Annotated in this window: 5 protein-coding genes; 3 read left to right on the plus strand and 2 right to left on the minus strand. The window is 74.3% G+C overall.

What is annotated here, in order from left to right; all coding sequences use genetic code 11:
* Positions 1–10 precede the first annotated feature (10 nt).
* Both ABT232_RS09750 and ABT232_RS09755 read left to right on the plus strand, forming a co-directional pair.
* Entirely contained in the window at positions 11–793 is a 783-nt protein-coding gene (locus ABT232_RS09750; RefSeq protein ID WP_351838291.1) for an AfsR/SARP family transcriptional regulator, read from the plus strand.
* 240 nt (positions 794–1,033) lie between these two features.
* Positions 1,034–1,231 (plus strand): hypothetical protein, encoded by a 198-nt coding sequence (locus ABT232_RS09755; protein WP_351838294.1) that lies wholly within the window; start codon positions 1,034–1,036, stop codon positions 1,229–1,231.
* A gap of 63 nt (positions 1,232–1,294) precedes the next feature.
* On the opposite strand, the gene ABT232_RS09760 is transcribed toward ABT232_RS09755, so the two are convergent.
* Entirely contained in the window at positions 1,295–2,674 is a 1,380-nt protein-coding gene (locus ABT232_RS09760; protein ID WP_351838437.1) for a class II 3-deoxy-7-phosphoheptulonate synthase, read from the minus strand.
* 469 nt (positions 2,675–3,143) lie between these two features.
* A complete protein-coding gene (locus ABT232_RS09765; protein WP_351838297.1) occupies positions 3,144–4,049 on the minus strand; it encodes a shikimate dehydrogenase family protein in 906 nt (301 codons plus the stop codon).
* A gap of 219 nt (positions 4,050–4,268) precedes the next feature.
* Between ABT232_RS09765 and ABT232_RS09770 the strand changes: the two genes are divergently transcribed.
* Positions 4,269–18,998, plus strand: coding sequence for an SDR family NAD(P)-dependent oxidoreductase (locus ABT232_RS09770; RefSeq protein ID WP_351838300.1), 14,730 nt, complete (start codon positions 4,269–4,271; stop codon positions 18,996–18,998).
* Positions 18,999–19,029: the final 31 nt, after the last annotated feature.

Genomic DNA, 19,029 nt, shown 5'->3' on the forward strand with positions numbered 1-19,029 from the left:
GGGGGATAGTATGCGGTTCAACCTTCTCGGTCCGCTCGAACTGATCACCGCAGAACGAGCACTGCCTCTGGGCGGAGTCATCCAACGGGCCACTCTCGGCTATCTCCTGCTCAACCCGAACAAGACCGTCGCCACCAGCCGGCTCGTGACCGCCCTCTGGGGCGACGACGCACCGACCACTTCGCGCAAGATGGTGCAGAACGCGGTCTCGGGCATCCGCAGGATCTTCGAGCAGGCCGAGCTGGCAGGCAGCGGTGTCCGTCTCACCACCGCGCCGCACGGCTACCAGCTGCGCCTCGAACCGGAGACCGTCGACGCCTTCCGCTTCCGGCGGCTCGCCGCCCAGGGCCGCGCCGAACTCGCCGCCGGCTTCCCCGACGCGGCCGTCGACTCGCTCACCCAGGCGCTGTCCCTGTGGCGGGACTCCGTCCTCGTCGACCTCGCCGAGACCGGCATCAGCTGGCCGACCTTCGCCCAGCTGGAGCGGGAGCGGCTGACCGTCTACGAGGACTGGGCCGCCGCCGGGCTGGAGCTGGGCCGGCACCGCGAACTCGTCGGCGAGCTGGAGCAGATGGCGTCCGTCGTGCCCACCCGGGAACGGCTCTGCCACCAGCTGATGCTCGCGCTGTACCGCTGCGGTCAGCAGACCGAGGCGCTGGCCGCGTACCGGCGTACCCGGCAGGCGCTGGTCGACGTCCACGGCCTCGACCCGACGCGGGACCTCCAGGAGCTGGAGCGGGCGATCCTCAACCAGGAGCCGCGGCTCCTCGGGCGCCGGCCGCAGCTGGTCTGACGTCCCGGACTCCCAGACCTCCCGGACTCCCGGACCTCCGAGACTCCGAGACCCCCGAGACTCCCAGACGTCTGAGACTCCGAGATCTGCGAGACGCCGAGATCTCGGGGAACGCTCATCCCGCGGTAATTGGAAAAACCTCTGGGGTGGGCTAGGGGATCCCTCGGACGGCCCGGACTTCTACGTTCTCTATCAGGAACGGGGAAACGTTTCGCGGCCGGTTCAGGGAGGGTCAGGAAAATGCAGGCACAGCACTCCGAGTCCACCGTCGAGGAAGACGACCCGCGCATCGGACTCAATGTCGCGCTCGATGCGGCGATCAGCATTTTCACCGGAAATCTCGGGTCGTACAAAGGAACTCCGAACGAGAGCGTCACCGACCGAGTCGACCGTTATACGGCGCTCGCCTGGCACCACCCCGCGCTGATTGCCGAGTGAGCGCCGAGAAAAGGGGGCGCCCGGAATTTTCCGGGCGCCCCCTTCGTGCTGGTCGGGCCGGGCTCATGCCTGGAGCATCTCCGCCACCAGGAAGGCGAGTTCGACCGACTGCTTCGGGTTCAGCCGCGGGTCACAGCTGGTCTCGTACCGCTGCGCCAGCGCCTGCTCGTCGATGTCCTCCGCGCCGCCCAGGCACTCGGTGACGTCGTCGCCGGTCAGCTCGATGTGCAGACCGCCCGGGTGGCTGCCGAGCGCCTTGTGCACCTCGAAGAAGCCCTTCACCTCGTCGAGGATGCGGTCGAAGTGGCGGGTCTTGTAGCCGCTGGCAGCCTCCACCGTGTTGCCGTGCATCGGGTCGCACTGCCACACCACGCGGTGGCCGCTCGCCTCCACCTTCTGCACGATCGCCGGCAGTACGTCCCGGACCTTGCCGTTGCCCATCCGGCTGATCAGCGTGACCCTGCCGGGCACGTTGTCCGGGTCGAGCCGTTCGACGTACTCCACCGCCTGCTCGGGCGTGGTGCCCGGGCCCAGCTTCAGGCCGACCGGGTTCGCCAGCAGCGAGGCCAGGGCGACATGGGCGCCGTCCAGCTGGCGGGTGCGCTCGCCGATCCACAGCATGTGCGAGGACAGGCCGTACAGGCGGGGCTCGCCGGCCGGGGACGCCGCCCAGCGCAGCAGGCCGTCCTCGTACTCCAGGAGCAGCGCCTCGTGGCTGGCGTAGATCTCCGTGGTGTGCAGGGCGCCGTGGTCCGCTCCGGACGCGGTCATGAACGCCAGGCCGCGGTCGATCTCCGCCGCCAGGGCCTCGTAGCGCTCGCCGGCCGGGGAGGTGCGGACGAAGTCACGGTTCCAGTCGTGCACCCGGCCGAGGTCGGCCAGGCCCGAACCGGCCAGCGCGCGGACCAGGTTGAGGGAGGCCGCCGAGTTGGCGTACGCGCGCAGCATCCGCTGCGGGTCCGGGACGCGGGCGCCGGGGGTCGGGTCGAGGGAGTTGACGATGTCGCCGCGGTACACCGGCAGGCCCAGCGCGTCCGTGGAGTTGGAGCGGGGCTTCGCGTACTGCCCGGCGATCCGGCCGATCTTCACGACCGGGAGGCTGGCGGCGTACGTCAGCACCACGGCCATCTGGAGCATGGTGCGGATGTTCGCCGTCACGTGCGACTCGGTGTTGCCGTCGAACGTCTCGGCGCAGTCGCCGGCCTGGAGGAGGAAGCCCTGGCCGTTCGCGACCCGGGAGAGCTGGGCCTGGAGGCGGTCCACCTCTCCCGGTACGACCAGGGGCGGGAGCTGTGTCAGGGCGTCCCGGGCGGCGTGGGCGCGGGACGGATCCGGCCACTCGGGCTGCTGGGCGGCCGGCCGGGCCACCGCGGCCTTCACCTGGGCTTCGATGTCTTCGGGGAACCGGGGGGAGCGGGCTGCTGCCGCTCCCTGGGCCGTCATGTCGCCGATGGTTGGATTCATGCCCGCAGGCTAAGAAGGTCGCGGCCACGCGGGGGTCACTGCGGTTGCACTGCGTGGCAACCGGGGGCCTCGGCGGCGCCTTCGGCGCACCTGGGGGTGCGTGGTGGGGTGGCCTCGGCTTCGCCTTCGGCCCTTGTCGTTCCCACCCGCACCGCCCGTGCGAGCCGTGGTTCGGTGCGGGTGGCCCCTGTGGGGCCTGCTCGCCGTCGGCGGGTGCGGGTCGTGGAGGGGGCTTGCCTCGGCTTCGCCGTCGGCGGGTGCGGGTCGTGGTCGGGGTGGCCTCGGCTTCGCCTTCGGCCCTTGTCGTCGCCGCCCGCACCGCCCGTGCGAGCCGCGGCTCGGTGCGGATGGCCCCGTGCGGCGTGCTCGCCGTCGGCGGGTGCGGGGCGTCAAGGGGCGGGCGGCCTGGGCCGCATCGCGCGGCTCCGCCCCGCGGCCCAGTCCCCGCTCACGCAGGCGTCACCGACGCCGTCCTCTCCGCAGCCGTCCCCTCGGCCGCCCTCTCGGCCGCCCCCTCGGCCGTCGCCCCAGCCGCCCCCTCCAGGTCGAAGAACTCCCGGTACAGCCGCAGCTGGTGGGACAGCATGTGTTCGCCGTGGTGGACCGGCAGGCCACGGGCCGCCGCGGTGCGTAGGAGGCGGGTGTCGCGGGGGGTCATGATGATGTCCGCGACGACCGTGCCGGGGGCGGCCTCCGTCGGGTCGAAGGGGAGCGGGTCGGTGTCGCGCAGGCCCAGCGGGGTGGCGTTGACGATCAGGTCGGACGCGCGGACCGCGGCCGGTCCGCCCGCGCGGACGCGGTTGCCGGCGTAGGGCGTCAGGCGGTCCAGGACCGCCCGTACGCGGTGTGTGTCGAGGTCCACGACGTCGAGGGACGCGACGCCGGCCGTCGTCAGCGCCGCCGCGATCGCGCCGCCCGCGCCGCCCGCGCCCAGCAGTGTCACCCGCTTGCCGGCCGGGGTGTGGCCGGCCGCGGTGAGGCCGGCGACGAAGCCGGCGCCGTCGAAGTTCTCCGCGTACCAGCGCCCGTCCGCCCCGCGCCGCAGCGCGTTCGCGCCGCCCGCCAGTTCGACCGCCGGGCTGAGCACGTCGGCCAGGTCGCGGACGGCAGCCTTGTGCGGGACGGTCACGAGGAGTCCGTCCACGTTCGCCGCGCGCTGCAGACCGCGGACCACCTCGCGGAGGTGGGCGACGGGGGCGTGCACCGGCACGAGCACCGCGTCCAGGCCGAGTTCGGCGAACACCGGGTTCAGCATTTCCGGCGCCCGCACCTGTTGCACCGGATCTCCGAGCACCGCGAACAGTCGGGTGTTTCCGGAAATCACCGGTACGTGGGTACGGGAATTCGGGATCATGGTCGGCTCCTCCGATCGTCATTACCGGCCGCCTCTTGAACAGGGCCGATCACGGCGGCAATTACCTTCGCATTGAGTCACACCCCCCTGTCCCGGCATGCGGCCGGGCGGCAATACAGGGCCCTCCTAGGGGGGTTGATAGTGGATCGGATCGGCGGCGGAAATGTGACGCTGTTGTCTCCGCTGCAGAAGTCTTTCACTCGACGAGAGGTGTCCGCCATGCTGCGAACCGAATTGATCCGGCCGGTGCCCGACCTGCTGAGGGCGAATGCCGATCGCTTCGGGGCCAAGGTCGCGTACCGCGATGCGCGGCGGAGTGTGAGCCACGCCGAACTGGAGGCGCGCACTCGACGGCTCGCCGGCCACTTGGCCGGTCTGCGACTGCAACCGGGCGACCGGGCCGCGATCCTGCACGGCAACAGCGTGGAGTTCGTCGAGAGCTACCTCGCGATCACCCGTGCGGCGGCCGTCGGTGTCCCGTTGAACCCGCGCCTGACCGAGGCCGAGCTCTCCTACCTCCTCGACGACAGCGGCGCCCGAGTGCTGATCACCGAGCCCGCGCTGCTGGAGGTCGTGTCCCGGCTGGTCCAGGACCGGCCGCAGCTGAAGGTGGTCGTCACCGGCGACGAGGGCGTACCGGTCGGTGCCCCGGCCGGTACCGTCCACTTCGAGCAGCTCGCCGAGACGGAGCCCGCCGAGCCGGCCCGCGACGACCTCGGCCTGGACGACGTCGCCTGGATGCTCTACACCTCCGGCACCACCGGCCGGCCCAAGGGCGTGCTGTCCACCCAGCGCAACTGCCTGACGTCGGTCGCCGCCTGCTACGCCCCGATCCCCGGCCTCACCCACGAGGACCGGGTCGTCTGGCCGTTGCCCCTGTTCCACAGCCTCGCCCACATCGTGTGCGTGCTGACGGTGACGGCGGTCGGCGCCACCGCCCGGATCGTCGACGGCTTCTCCGCCGGGGAGATCCTGGACGCCGTACGCGAGGAGAAGGCCACCTTCCTCGCCGGCGTGCCGACGATGTACCACTACCTCGTCCAGGCCGCCCGCGAGCGTGGCTTCACCGCCCCCGAGCTGCGGATGTGCCTGGTCGGCGGCGCCATCACCACCGCCGAGCTGCGCCGCGCCTTCGAGGACACCTTCGGCGCGCCGCTGCTCGACGCCTACGGCTCCACCGAGACCTGCGGCTCCATCACCATCAACTGGCCCACCGGCGCCCGCGTCGAGGGCTCCTGCGGTCTGCCCGTGCCCGGCCTGGACGTGCGCCTGGTCGACCCGGAGTCCGGCGAGGACGTGCCCGTGGGGGAGGAGGGCGAGGTCTGGGTCAAGGGCGCCAGCGTGATGGTCGGCTACCACAACCAGCCCGAGGCCACCGCCGCCGCCCTCCAGGACGGCTGGTTCCGCACCGGCGACCTGGCCCGCCGCGACGAGCAGGGCTACTTCACCGTCACCGGCCGCATCAAGGAACTGATCATCCGCGGCGGCGAGAACATCCACCCCGGCGAGGTGGAGGAGGTGCTGCGCACGGTGCCCGGCGTCGCCGACGTCGCCGTCGCCGGCCGCCCGCACGACGTGCTCGGCGAGGTCCCGGTCGCCTTCCTGGTCCCCGGCCCGCAAGGCGTCGACCTCGAGCGGCTGTTCGAGGCCTGCCGGGAGAACCTCGCCTACTACAAGGTCCCCGAGGAGGTGTACGAGGTCGAGCGCGTCCCCCGCACCGCCTCCGGCAAGATCATGCGCCATGTGCTGCTGGAGCGCCCGGCCCGGCTGCGCGCCTCCGGCGACGGCCGCTACCCCTCCCTGTTCCGCACCGACTGGCTGCCCCTGCCCTCCGTGCCCGCCCCGCGGCCCGCCGCCGCCGCCCGCTGGGCGCTCGCCGGCGACATCTACGGCACCGGACTGGCCGCCGCCCTGGAGGCGCTGGGCCACACCGTCGACACCCACCTCTCCCTCGGCGGCCTCGCCGCGCTCGCCGACGTCGACGCCACCTGCGGCATCGACGCCCTGGACGCCCTCACCGAGGAACTCGCCGGCGGAGCCGACGCCCCCGACGTCGCGGTGCTGCTGCTCGGCGACGACACCCACGGCACCGGGGCGGCCCGCCGCGCCGAGGCCGCCGAGGCGCTGGTCGCCCGCCTCACCGAGACCCTGGACGCCTGGCTCGCCGAGGAGCGCACCACCGGCCTGCCGCTGCTGCTCGCCACCCGCGACGCCGTCGCCACCGGCCCCGACGACGCCCTCGACGGACTCGCGCACGCCGCGGTGTGGGGCCTGGTCCGCGCCTACCAGTCGGCTCACCCCGACCGGTTCCTGCTCGTCGACCTCGGCGCCGACGAGGAGAACGACGAGTCCCGCCTGGCCGCCGCGCTCGCGCTCGCCGTCGCCTCCCGCGAACCGCAGACCGCCGTCCGCGAGGGCGTCGTCCTGCGCCCGCGTCTGGTCCGCGCCGTCGCCGCCGCCACGCACGGCGGCCGCGCCGCCGCACCCGACACCAGCGGCACCGTCCTGGTCACGGGCGCCGACGGGGTCGCCGCCGAGCACATCACCCGGCACCTGGTCGCCGTCTACCGGGCCCGCAAGGTGCTGCTGGTCAGCAAGGGCGGCCGCAAGGACGCCGCCGCCGCGGCACTGCGCGACGACCTCGCCGAGGCCGGTGTCGACGTGCGCCTGGAGGCCGCCGACGTCGCCGACCGCAAGGCCCTCGCCAAGCTGTTCCCGAAGGCGCCCGCGCCGGTGACCGCGATCGTGCACACCGCGGGCCGCGAGGACCTGGACAGCGAACGCGGCCGCCGCCAGGCCGTCCGCGGCGCCCTCGCGCTGCACGACTTCACCAAGAACTCCACCCTCGCCACGTTCGTCCTGGTGCCCACCGCCGACGGTCTGCTCGGCACCCCGGGCCACGGCGCCGCCGCCGCTGCCGCCGCCGCGGTCGACGCCCTCGCCGGCCACCGCCACGCCCTCGGCCTGCCCGCGCTGTCCTTCGCGCTCGGCCCCTGGGACGGCACCGCCGACACCGCCCCCGGCCACCCCGCCGCGGCCGGCACCGGCACCCTGAGCACCCACGAGGCGCTGGCGATGTTCGACGCCGCGCACACCGTCGCGCAGCCCCAGCTGACCGCCGTACGCCTCGATCCGCTGGCCGCGGAGCCGCTGCCCGCGCTGTTCGCCGACGTCGTGGACACCCCCGCCACCACGGCCGCCGCGCCCGACGCGGACTCCACCGACGCGCTGCGGGCCCGCCTGGCCGGTCTCCCCGAGGCCGAGCAGGACCGCGTGCTGCTGGAGCTGGTCGCCACCCAGGTCCGCGCCATCACCGGCCTGACCGCCTTCGACCCGTCCCGCAGCTTCAAGGAGCTGGGCTTCACCTCGGCCACCGCCGTGGAGCTGCGCAACCGCCTCACCGAGGACTCCGGGCTCCACCTGCCGGTCACCCTCGCCTTCGACCACCCGAAGCCGGTCGCGGTCGCCGCCTACCTGCGCAAGCGGCTGCTGCGCTCCGCGGACGAGGACTCCCCGGCCGAGCTGCCCGAACTCGCCGTCTCCGACGAGCCGATCGCGATCGTCGCGATGGGCTGCCGGCTGCCCGGCGGCGCGGTCACGCCGGAGGAGCTGTGGCGGCTGGTCGCCGGCGGTGTCGACGCCATCAGCGAGTTCCCCGACAACCGCGGCTGGGACCTGGACGCGCTGTACCACCCGGACCCCGACAACCCCGGCACCTCCTACACCCGGCACGGCGGTTTCCTGCCGCAGATCGCCGAGTTCGACGCCGCCTTCTTCGGGATCTCCCCGCGCGAGGCCGTCGCCATGGACCCGCAGCAGCGACTGCTCCTGGAGACCTCCTGGGAGACCTTCGAGCGGGCCGGCATCGACCCGACCTCGCTGGGCGGCTCGCACATCGGCGTCTTCAGCGGTCTGATGCACCACGACTACGGCAGCACCGTCCACCAGGTGCCCGAGGGCACCGAGGGCTACCTCGGCATCGGTATCGCCGGCAGTGTCGCCTCCGGCCGGGTCTCCTACACCCTCGGTCTGGAGGGCCCCGCCCTCACCGTCGACACCGCCTGCTCGTCGTCCCTGGTCGCCCTGCATCTCGCCGTGCAGGCGCTGCGCGGCGGCGAGTGCTCCATGGCCCTGGCGGGCGGCGCGGCCCTGATGCCGACGCCGGGCGTCTTCGTGGAGTTCTCCCGGCAGCGCGGTCTCGCCGAGGACGGCCGGGCGAAGGCCTTCTCCGCGTCCGCGGACGGCACCGCCTGGTCCGAGGGCGTCGCCGTGGTCCTGCTGGAGCGGCTGTCGGACGCGCGGCGCAACGGGCACACCGTGCTCGCCGTGGTCCGCGGCTCGGCCGTCAACCAGGACGGCGCCTCCAACGGCCTGACCGCGCCCAACGGCCCCTCCCAGGAGCGGGTGATCCGCCAGGCGCTGGCGAGCGCGCGGCTGACGCCGGCGGACGTGGACACGGTCGAGGCGCACGGCACCGGCACCACGCTCGGCGACCCGATCGAGGCGCAGGCGCTGATCGCGACCTACGGCCAGAACCGGCCGCAGGAACGGCCGTTGTGGCTGGGTTCGCTGAAGTCGAACATCGGGCACGCGCAGGCCGCCGCCGGTGTCGCGGGTGTCATCAAGATGGTCATGGCGCTGCGCCACGAGGAACTGCCCAAGACCCTGCACATCGACGAGCCGTCGCCGAACGTCGACTGGTCGGCCGGAGCGGTGGAACTCCTCACCGAGGCCCGCCCCTGGCCCAAGGAGGAGGGCCGTGCGCGCCGCGCCGGTGTCTCGTCCTTCGGGGTGAGCGGCACCAACGCGCACGTCGTCATCGAGGAGGCGCCCGCCGCCGACGAGACCCCGGTGGAGCGGGCGGAGTTCACCGGGCCGCTGCCGCTGGTGGTGTCCGGCCGCTCCGAGCAGGCGCTGCGGGCGCAGGCCGACCGGCTCGCCGACCACCTCACCGAGTCGCAGGCCGAACTGCGGGACGTCGCCTGGTCGCTGCTGACCTCGCGCGCCGCCCTGGAGCACCGCGCCGCCGTGGTCGCCGAGGACCTGGCCGAGGCCGTCGCCGAACTGCGCTCGATCGCCGGCGGCGAGGGCGGCACGGTGGCCGCCGACGGCCGCCTGGCGGTGCTGTTCACCGGTCAGGGCGCCCAGCGGATCGGCATGGGCCGCGAGCTGTACGGCAGCCTGCCGGTGTTCGCCGAGGCGTTCGACGCGGTCGTCGCCGAACTGGACCGGCATCTGCCGAGGCCGCTCAAGGACGTCGTCTTCGAGGACGCGGAGGAGCTGAACCGCACCGAGTTCACCCAGCCCGCGCTGTTCGCGATCGAGGTCGCCCTGTACCGCCTCGCCGAGTCGTGGGGCCTGCGTCCGGACTTCGTCGCCGGGCACTCCATCGGCGAGCTGGCCGCCGCGCACGTGGCGGGCGTCTGGAGCCTCGCCGACGCGGCCCGTCTGGTCGCCGCGCGCGGCAGCCTGATGCAGGCGCTGCCGTCGGGCGGCGCGATGATCGCCGTGCAGGCGACGGAGGAAGAGGTGCTGCCGCTGCTGACCGACGGCGTCGGCATCGCGGCGATCAACGGCCCGAACTCCGTGGTCCTCTCCGGCGAGGAGGCAGCCGCGGAAGCGGTCGCCGCCGCCTTCGAGGCGCAGGGCCGCAAGACCAAGCGCCTCACCGTCAGCCACGCCTTCCACTCGGGCCTCATGGACCCGATGCTGGAGGAGTACCGGCAGATCGCCGCCGGACTGACCTACCACGCCCCGCGCATCGGTGTCGTCTCCAACGTCACCGGAAAGCTCGCCACCGCCGAAGAGCTGTCCTCCCCGGACTACTGGGTCCGCCACGTGCGCGACGCCGTCCGCTTCGCCGACGGCGTGACCACCCTGCACGAGCTGGGCGTCACCACCTTCCTGGAGGCCGGCCCCGACGGCGTCCTCACCGCCCTCGCCCAGGGCTGCCTGCCCGACGCCGAAGGCACCGCGTTCGTCACCCTGCTGCGCGGCGGCGTCCCCGAGCCGCGCGCCGTCATGACCGCCCTCGGCCGGCTCTTCGAGCACGGGGCCGCACTGGACGGGGAGCACGTCCTCGCCGGTACCGACGCCCGCCCCGTCGAGCTGCCGACGTACGCCTTCCAGCGCGAGCGCTACTGGCTGGAGGACGCCGGCGGCGCGGCCGACGTCTCCGGCGCCGGGCTCGCCGGAGCCGGGCACCCGCTGCTCGGCGCGGTCACCCAGCTGCCCGACTCCGGCGGCGTGCTGGCCACCGGCCTGCTCTCGCTGCGCACCCACCCGTGGCTGGCCGACCACGCCGTCTCCGGCACCGTCCTGGTGCCGGGCGCCGCGCTGATCGAGCTGGTCGTGCGGGCCGGTGACGAGGTCGGCACCAGCGCCGTCGAGGAACTCGTCATCGAGGCACCCCTGGTCCTGCCGGAGCGCAGCGGCGTCCGCATCCAGGTCGTCGTCGGCGGCGCCGAGGACGGCCGGCGGACCGTCAGCCTGTACTCCACCCCGCAGGACGCCGGCCCGGAGACCCCGTGGACCCGGCACGTCACCGGCAGCCTCACCGAGCAGCCCGCCGACGCCGCCTTCGACCTGACCGCCTGGCCGCCCGCGCAGGCCGAGAAGGTCGACCTGGACGGCTTCTACGAGGGCCGGGCCGCCGCAGGCCTCCACTACGGGCCCGTCTTCCAGGGCGTACGGCAGGTCTGGCGGCGCGGCGACGAGGTGTTCGCCGAGATCGCGCTGCCCGAGGAGTCCGCCGCCGACGCCGCCCGCTTCGGACTGCACCCGGCCCTCCTCGACGCCGCCCTCCAGTCCAGCACCTTCTGCCCCGGCCAGGAGGCCGACGCCGAGCAGACCCGGCTCCCGTTCGCCTGGAACCAGGTCGCCCTGCACGCCTCCGGCGCCTCCGCGCTGCGCGTCCGGGCCGTTCCGGCGGGCTCCGACGGCGTCTCCCTCCAGCTGGCCGACCACTCCGGCGCGCCCGTCGCCGCCATCGGCTCGATGGTGCTGCGGCCGGTCGCCGCCGACCAGCTCGGCGCCGCCCGCACGCCGGTCCACGACGCCCTGTTCCTCGTCGACTGGACCCCGGTCGCCACCGAGGACGGCGCGGCGGAGGTCGCCGCCGGGACCGGCGACACGGTCGCCGACTTCACCGAGCCGGCCGCCGACGGCCCCGCCGGCGCGCTCGACCTGACGGCACGGGTCCTCGCCGCCCTCCAGAGCCACCTGGCGGAGGAGGACGGCCGCCTGGTCGTCCTCACCCGCGACCCGCTGACCGACCCGGCCGCCTCGGCGGTGTGGGGCCTGCTGCGCTCCGCCCAGTCCGAGAACCCCGACCGGATCGCCGTGGCCGCCCTCGACGACGACCCCGCCTCCCGCACCGCGCTGCCCGCCGCGCTCGCCACCGGCGAACCGCAGCTGGCGGTCCGGGCCGGCCGGGTCACCGCGCCGCGCCTGGCCCGCGCCGCCGGCTCCGACGCCCTGGCCGTCCCGGCCGGCACCGACGCCTGGCACCTGGACGTCACCGCCACCGGCACCCTGGAGAACCTGGCGCTGCTGCCCAGCCCCGAGGTGCGCGAGCCGCTGGCAGAGGGCCAGGTGCGGATCGCGGTCCGCGCCGCCGGACTGAACTTCCGGGACGTCCTGATCGCGCTCGGCATGTACCCCGGCAACGCCCATTTCGGCGGCGAGGGCGCCGGCGTGGTCCTGGAGACCGGGCCCGGCGTGACCTCCCTCAAGCCCGGCGACCGCGTGATGGGTCTGCTGCGCGACGGCTTCGGCCCGCAGGCGCTCGCCGACCACCGGCACCTCGTGCGGATGCCCACCGGCTGGACGTACGAGCAGGCCGCGAGCGTCCCGATCGTCTTCACCACCGCCTACTACGGCCTGTTCGACCGGGCCGGGCTGAGCGAGGGCGAGTCGGTCCTCGTGCACGCCGCCGCCGGCGGTGTCGGCATGGCCGCCGTCCAGCTGGCCCGCAACGCGGGCGCCGAGGTCTTCGGCACCGCCAGCCCCGGCAAGTGGGACGCGCTGCGCGCGGGCGGCCTCGACGAGCGGCACATCGGCAACTCCCGCGACCTGGCCTTCAAGGAGCGCTTCCTGGAGGCGACGGGCGGACGCGGCGTGGACGTCGTGCTCGACGCGCTGGCCCACGAGTTCGTGGACGCCTCGCTCGACCTGCTGCCGCGCGGCGGACGCTTCCTGGAGATGGGCAAGACCGACATCCGCGACCCGGAAGAGGTCGCCGCCGCTCACCCCGGCGTCGCCTACCAGGCGTTCGACCTGGTGGAGGCGGGCCCGGACCGCGTCCATGAGATCCTCACCGACCTGGTCGACCTGTTCGAGCGGGGCGCTCTGGCCCCGCTGCCGGTGAAGGTCTGGGACGTCCGCAAGGCCCCCGAGGCCTTCCGGTTCGTCAGCCAGGCCCGGCACATCGGCAAGGTCGTCCTCACCGTCCCGCGCGCCCTCGACCCGGAGGGCACCGTCCTGCTCACCGGCGGCACCGGCACCCTGGGCCGCCTGGTGGCCCGGCACCTGGTCGAGGAGCACGACGTCCGGCACCTGGTGCTCACCAGCCGCCGGGGCATGGCCGCCGAGGGCACGGGCGAACTCCTCGCCGAACTCGCCGAGCTGGGCGCCCACGCGCGGATCGAGGCCTGCGACGCCTCCGACCGCACGGCCCTTCAGAGCCTGCTCGGCTCCCTGGAGCAGCCGCTGACGGCGGTCGTGCACACGGCCGGTGTCCTCGACGACGGCGTGATCTCGGCGCTGACCCCCGAACGGCTGGCCAAGGTCTTCCAGCCCAAGGTGGACGCGGCCTGGAACCTGCACGAGCTGACCCGGGACCTGGACCTGTCCGCGTTCGTGGTCTACTCGTCCGCCTCCGGCGTCTTCGGCAACCCCGGCCAGGGCAACTACGCCGCCGCCAACGGCTTCCTCGACGGCCTCGCCCGGCACCGCCGCGCACTCGGCCTGCCCGGCACCTCCCTGGCCTGGGGCTTCTGGTCCGAGACCAGCAACATGACCGAGAACCTGGACAGCGCGGCCCTCCAGCGCAACAAGCGGGACGGCATGCTCGGCATCACCGCCGAGATCGGCAACGCCCTCTTCGACGCCGGCCTGCGCTCGCCCGAGGCCGCGCTGGTCCCGGCCCGCCTCGACCTTGCCGGCCTCCAGGCCCGCGCGTCCGGCAACCCCGTACCGCTGCTGCTGCGCGGCCTGGTCCGGCAGACCCGGCAGGCCGCCAAGTCCGGCGCCGCGTCGACCGGTTCGCTGGTCCAGGAACTCGCGGCGCTCTCGCCGCAGGAGCAGGAGCAGCATCTGCTCGACCTGGTGCGGGCCCAGGCCGCGACCGTCCTCGGACACTCCGCCGCCCACACCATCGACGGCGAGAAGGCCTTCAAGGACGCCGGCTTCGACTCGCTGACCTCGGTCGAGCTGCGCAACCGGCTCTCCGCCGCCACCGGAGTGCGGCTGTCGGCGACCGTCGTCTTCGACTACCCGACCCCGGCCGTCCTGGCCCGTCACCTCCGCACCGAACTCGGCATCGACGACCAGCCCGCCGCGGCCGTCGCGACCACCACGCGGCACGCCTCCCAGGACACCGCGGGCGCCGACGAGCCGATCGCGATCGTCGCCATGGGCTGCCGCTTCCCCGGCGGCGTCACCAGCCCCGAGGACCTGTGGCGGCTGGTCGACGAGGGCGTCGACGTCATGGGCGGCTTCCCCGACAACCGCGGCTGGGACCTGGACACGCTGTTCGACCCGGACCCGGACGCCATCGACAAGTCGTACGTCGACCGGGGCGCGTTCCTGCACGACGTCGGCGACTTCGACGCCGGCTTCTTCGGGATCTCCCCGCGTGAGGCGCTGGCGATGGACCCGCAGCAGCGGCTGCTGCTGGAGGTCACCTGGGAGACCCTGGAGCGGGCCGGCATCGACCCGGCGGCCCTGCGCGGCACGGACACCGGCGTCTTCACCGGCATCATCAGCCACGACTACACCGTCCGACTCCAGCAGGCCCCGGCCGAACTCCAGGGACTGCGGCTGACCGGCACCGCGGGCAGCGTCGCCTCCGGCCGCGTCTCCTACACGCTCGGCCTGGAAGGCCCGTCGCTCAGCGTCGACACCGCCTGCTCCTCGTCCCTCGTCGCGATGCACATGGCCGTGCAGGCGCTGCGCGGCGGCGAGTGCTCGATGGCGCTGGCGAGCGGCGCCATGGTGATGGCCACCCCGGACACCTTCATCGAGTTCTCCCGCCAGAGGGGCCTCGCCAAGGACGGCCGCGTCAAGGCGTTCTCCGCCGGCGCGGACGGCACGGCCTGGTCCGAGGGCGTCGGCGTGCTGCTCCTGGAGCGGCTGTCGGACGCGCGGCGCAACGGCCACCAGGTGCTGGCGCTGGTGCGCGGCACCGCCGTCAACCAGGACGGCGCCTCCAACGGCCTTACCGCGCCCAACGGCCCCTCACAGCAGCGGGTCATCAAGCAGGCCCTCGCCAACGCCGGCCTCACCCCGGCCGACGTGGACGCCGTCGAGGCGCACGGCACCGGCACCGCCCTCGGCGACCCGATCGAGGCCCAGGCGCTGATCGCCACCTACGGCCGGGACCGCGACGACCGGGACCCGCTGTGGCTCGGCTCGGTGAAGTCCAACATCGGCCACTCGCAGGGCGCCGCAGGTGTCGCCAGCGTCATCAAGATGGTGATGGCGCTGCGCAACGAGGAGCTGCCGAAGACCCTGCACGTGGACGAGCCGTCGCCGAAGGTCGACTGGTCGGCGGGCGCGGTGGAACTCCTCACCGAGCCCCGCCCCTGGCCGCGCGACGACGCGCACGCCCGCCGGGCCGGCATCTCGTCCTTCGGCGTGAGCGGCACCAACGCGCACGTCGTCATCGAGGAGGCACCGGACGCCGAGGAGACCGCCGCGACCCGCGACGCCTTCACCGGCCCGCTGCCGCTGGTGGTGTCCGCCCGCTCGGCGCAGGCCCTCAAGGCCCAGGCCGGCCGGCTGGCCGACCACCTCGCCGAGGAGCCCGCCGACCTGCGGGACGTGGCCTGGTCGCTGGTCAGCAGCCGCGCGGCGCTGGAGCACCGGTCCGTGGTGGTGGCGGCCGACCGCGACGAGGCGGTGGCCGCGCTGCGCGCCCTCGCCACCGGCGACGCCGGCCCGGCCACCCTGGACGGCCGCCTGGCGGTGCTGTTCACCGGCCAGGGCTCGCAGCGGATCGGCATGGGCCGCGAGCTGTACGGCAGCCTGCCGGTGTTCGCCGAGGCGTTCGACGCGGTCGTCGCCGAACTGGACCGGCATCTGCCGAGGCCGCTCAAGGACGTCGTCTTCGAGGACGCGGAGGAGCTGAACCGCACCGAGTTCACCCAGCCCGCGCTGTTCGCGATCGAGGTCGCCCTGTACCGCCTCGCCGAGTCGTGGGGCCTGCGTCCGGACTTCGTGGCCGGGCACTCGATCGGTGAGCTGGCCGCCGCGCACGTGGCCGGGGTGTGGAGTCTCGCGGACGCGGCGCGTCTGGTCGCGGCGCGCGGTCGTCTGATGCAGGCGCTGCCGTCGGGTGGTGCGATGGTCGCGGTGCAGGCGACGGAGGCGGAGGTGCTGCCGCTGCTGACCGACGGGGTCGGCATCGCGGCGATCAACGGCCCGAACTCGGTGGTGGTCTCCGGTGAGGAGGCCGCCGCGGAAGCGGTCGCCGCCGCCTTCGAGGCGCAGGGCCGCAAGACCAAGCGCCTGACGGTCAGCCACGCCTTCCACTCGCTGCTGATGGACCCGATGCTGGCCGAGTTCCGGCAGATCGCGGCCGGACTGACGTACAACGCGCCGCGCATCGGTGTCGTCTCCAACGTCACCGGAAAGCTGGCCTCCGCCGAGGAGCTGACCTCGCCGGAGTACTGGGTCCGCCACGTGCGTGACGCCGTCCGCTTCGCCGACGGTGTGGCCGCGCTGCACGAGCTGGGCGTGACCACCTTCCTGGAGGCCGGCCCCGACGGCGTCCTCACCGCCCTCACCCAGGAGATCCTGGACGGCTCCGACATCCGGCTCGCGACCCTGCTGCGGCGCGGCCGGGACGAGGCGGAGGCGGTGCTGTCCGCGCTCGGCACGGTGTACGCCGCCGGCCGCGCGGTCGACTTCAAGCCGCTGTTCGACGGCACCGGCGCCCGCCGCGTCGAGCTGCCGACGTACGCCTTCCAGCACGAGTGGTACTGGCCGCAGGTCTGGGGCGGCGGCGGTGACGCGGCCTCGCTCGGACTCACCGGCGCCGACCACCCGCTGGTCGGGGCCTGGGTGGCACTGCCCGAGTCGGGCGGGGTGCTGGCCACCGGCCTGCTGTCGGTCCGCACCCAGCCGTGGCTCGCCGACCACGTCGTCGGCGGCACGATCCTGGTGCCCGGCGCGGCCCTGGTCGAGCTGGTGGTGCGCGCCGGTGACGAGGTCGGCACGAGCGTCGTCGAGGAACTGGTCATCGAGGCCCCGCTGGTCCTGCCCGAGAAGGGCGGCACCCGCATCCAGGTGTCGGTGTCGGCGCTCGACGAGCTGGGCCGCCGCGCGGTCTCCGTGCACTCGGCACCGCAGGACGCCGGGCCGGAGGCCGGGTGGACCCGGCACGTCAGCGGCTTCCTCACCGAACAGAGCGAGGACGCGGCGTTCGACTTCGGCAGCTGGCCGCCCGCCCAGGCCGAACCGGCCGACCTGGACGGCTTCTACGACCGCCAGCTCGCCGCCGGCTACGGCTACGGCCCCGCCTTCCAGGGCGTCCAGGCCGTGTGGACCAAGGGCGAGGAGGTGTACGCGGAGGTCGTCCTGCCCGAGGGCCAGTCCCCGGACGGCTTCGGCATCCACCCGGCCCTCCTCGACGCCGCCCTCCAGACGACCAGCTTCCTCGGCACCGGCGAGGACGGGGTCACCAAGCTGCCGTTCGCCTGGAACCAGGTCGCCCTGTACGCCTCCGGCGCCTCCGCGCTGCGCGTCCGAGCGGTCCGCTCGGGCGCCGACGGCCTGGCCCTGGAGCTGGCCGACCACACCGGAGCCCCGGTGGCGGCCATCGGCACCCTCGCCATGCGGGAGATCTCCGCCGACCAGCTCGGCGCGGCGAGTGGCCCGGCCCACGACGCGCTGTACCGCGTCGACTGGATCCCGGTGTCGCTGCCGCAGGAGAGCGGCCCGACGCCCTCGCCGGTCGCCGACGAGGCCGCCGTACGGGCCCTGGCGGAGTCCGCCTCGGTGCCGCAACTGCTGCTGCTGGACGTCTCGGAGACGGGCCGCGACGACAAGGCCGCCCACGAGGTGGTCGCCCGGACGCTGGCCGTGCTCCAGGCCTGGCTCGGCGAGCCCCGGTTCGACGGGTCCAGGCTGGTCGTCCGCACCGCCGGCGCGGTCCGGGACGTGACCGACCCGGCCGGCACCGCAGTCTGGGGCCTGGTCCGCACCGCCCAGTCGGAGAACCCGGGCCGGATCGTCCTGGTCGACTCCGACGAGGCGTCCGCCGAGCGGCTGCGCGCCGCCCTCGCCACCGGCGAACCGCAACTGGCGCTGCGCGACGGCGAGGCCACCGCACCGCGGCTCGCCCGCGAGACGTCCGCGGAGCCCCGCCGCCTCGACCCCGAGGGCACGGTCCTCATCACGGGCGGCACGGGCACCCTGGGCGCCCTGCTGGCCCGGCACCTGGTCACCGAGCACGGCGTCCGCCGGCTGGTGCTGACCAGCCGCCGGGGGCCGGCCGCCGAGGGCGCGCGGGAACTGCTGGACGAGCTGACCGGGCTGGGCGCGCGGGTGCGGATCGAGGCCTGCGACGCCGCCGACCGCGCCGCCCTGGAGAGCCTGCTCGGCTCCCTGGAGCAGCCGCTGACGGCGGTCGTGCACACGGCCGGTGTCCTCGACGACGGCATCGTCTCCGCGCTCACGCCCGAACGGCTGGCGAAGGTGCTGCGGCCCAAGGTGGACGCGGCGTGGAACCTGCACGAGCTGACGAAGGACCAGGACCTGGCAGCCTTCGTGCTCTACTCGTCCGCCGCCGCCGTCTTCGGCAACCCGGGCCAGTCCAACTACGCGGCCGCCAACGCCTTCCTCGACGGCCTCGCGCGACTGCGCCGGGACACCGGGCTGGCCGGCACCGCACTCGCCTGGGGCCTGTGGGCCGGGGCGACCGGGATGACCGCCCACCTCGACGGCGGCGACCGCGACCGCGGCAAGCGCGGCGGCATGCTCGGCCTGCCCGACGTGGAAGGCCTGGCCCTGTTCGACGCGGCCCTCGGCTCCACCGAGGCGCTGCTCGTACCGGCCAAGCTGGACCTCGCCGAACTGCGCGGCCAGGCCGCCGGCGGCGGGACGATCGCACCGATCCTGCACGGCCTGGTCCGGCCGCCCGCCCGCCGCGCCGCCAAGTCCGCCGCCGCGCCGGCCGGCGAGACGCTGGCCCAGCGGCTGGCCGGACGCACCCCGCAGGAGCAGCGCCAGCTGCTGCTCGACGTGGTGCGGGTGCAGGTCGCCGCGGTGCTCGGAGTGGCCAACCCGGCCACCATCGACACCGGCCGGGCCTTCAAGGACGCGGGCTTCGACTCGCTCACCGCGGTCGAGTTCCGCAACCGGCTCACCGAGGCCACCGGCGTACGGCTGCCCGCGACGCTCGTCTTCGACCACCCGACCCCCGCGGCGCTCGTCGAGCTGCTGCTCGAACAACTGGAGCCGGAGATGCCGCACACCGACGACGGGCTCTCCGTCCTCACGGAACTGGACCGTCTGGAGCGGGCCATGGCGGCCCGCCCGGCCGGCGCCACCGGCGACCTGGTCGCCCAGGCCCAGCTGGTCGCCCAGCGGCTGAAGGACCTCACCGCCCAGTGGGAGAGCCTGCACCCCGCCCAGCAGGAGACCGAGGAGGACCTGCTGGACCTGGACACCGCGTCCGACGACGAGATGTTCGCCCTCATCGACAGCGAGCTCGGTCTGTCCTGAACGGACGACACGGAGACCGAAAGGACACAGA

It is taken from the genome of Streptomyces sp. NPDC001532 (assembly GCF_040298625.1).
Lineage (GTDB): Bacteria > Actinomycetota > Actinomycetes > Streptomycetales > Streptomycetaceae > Streptomyces.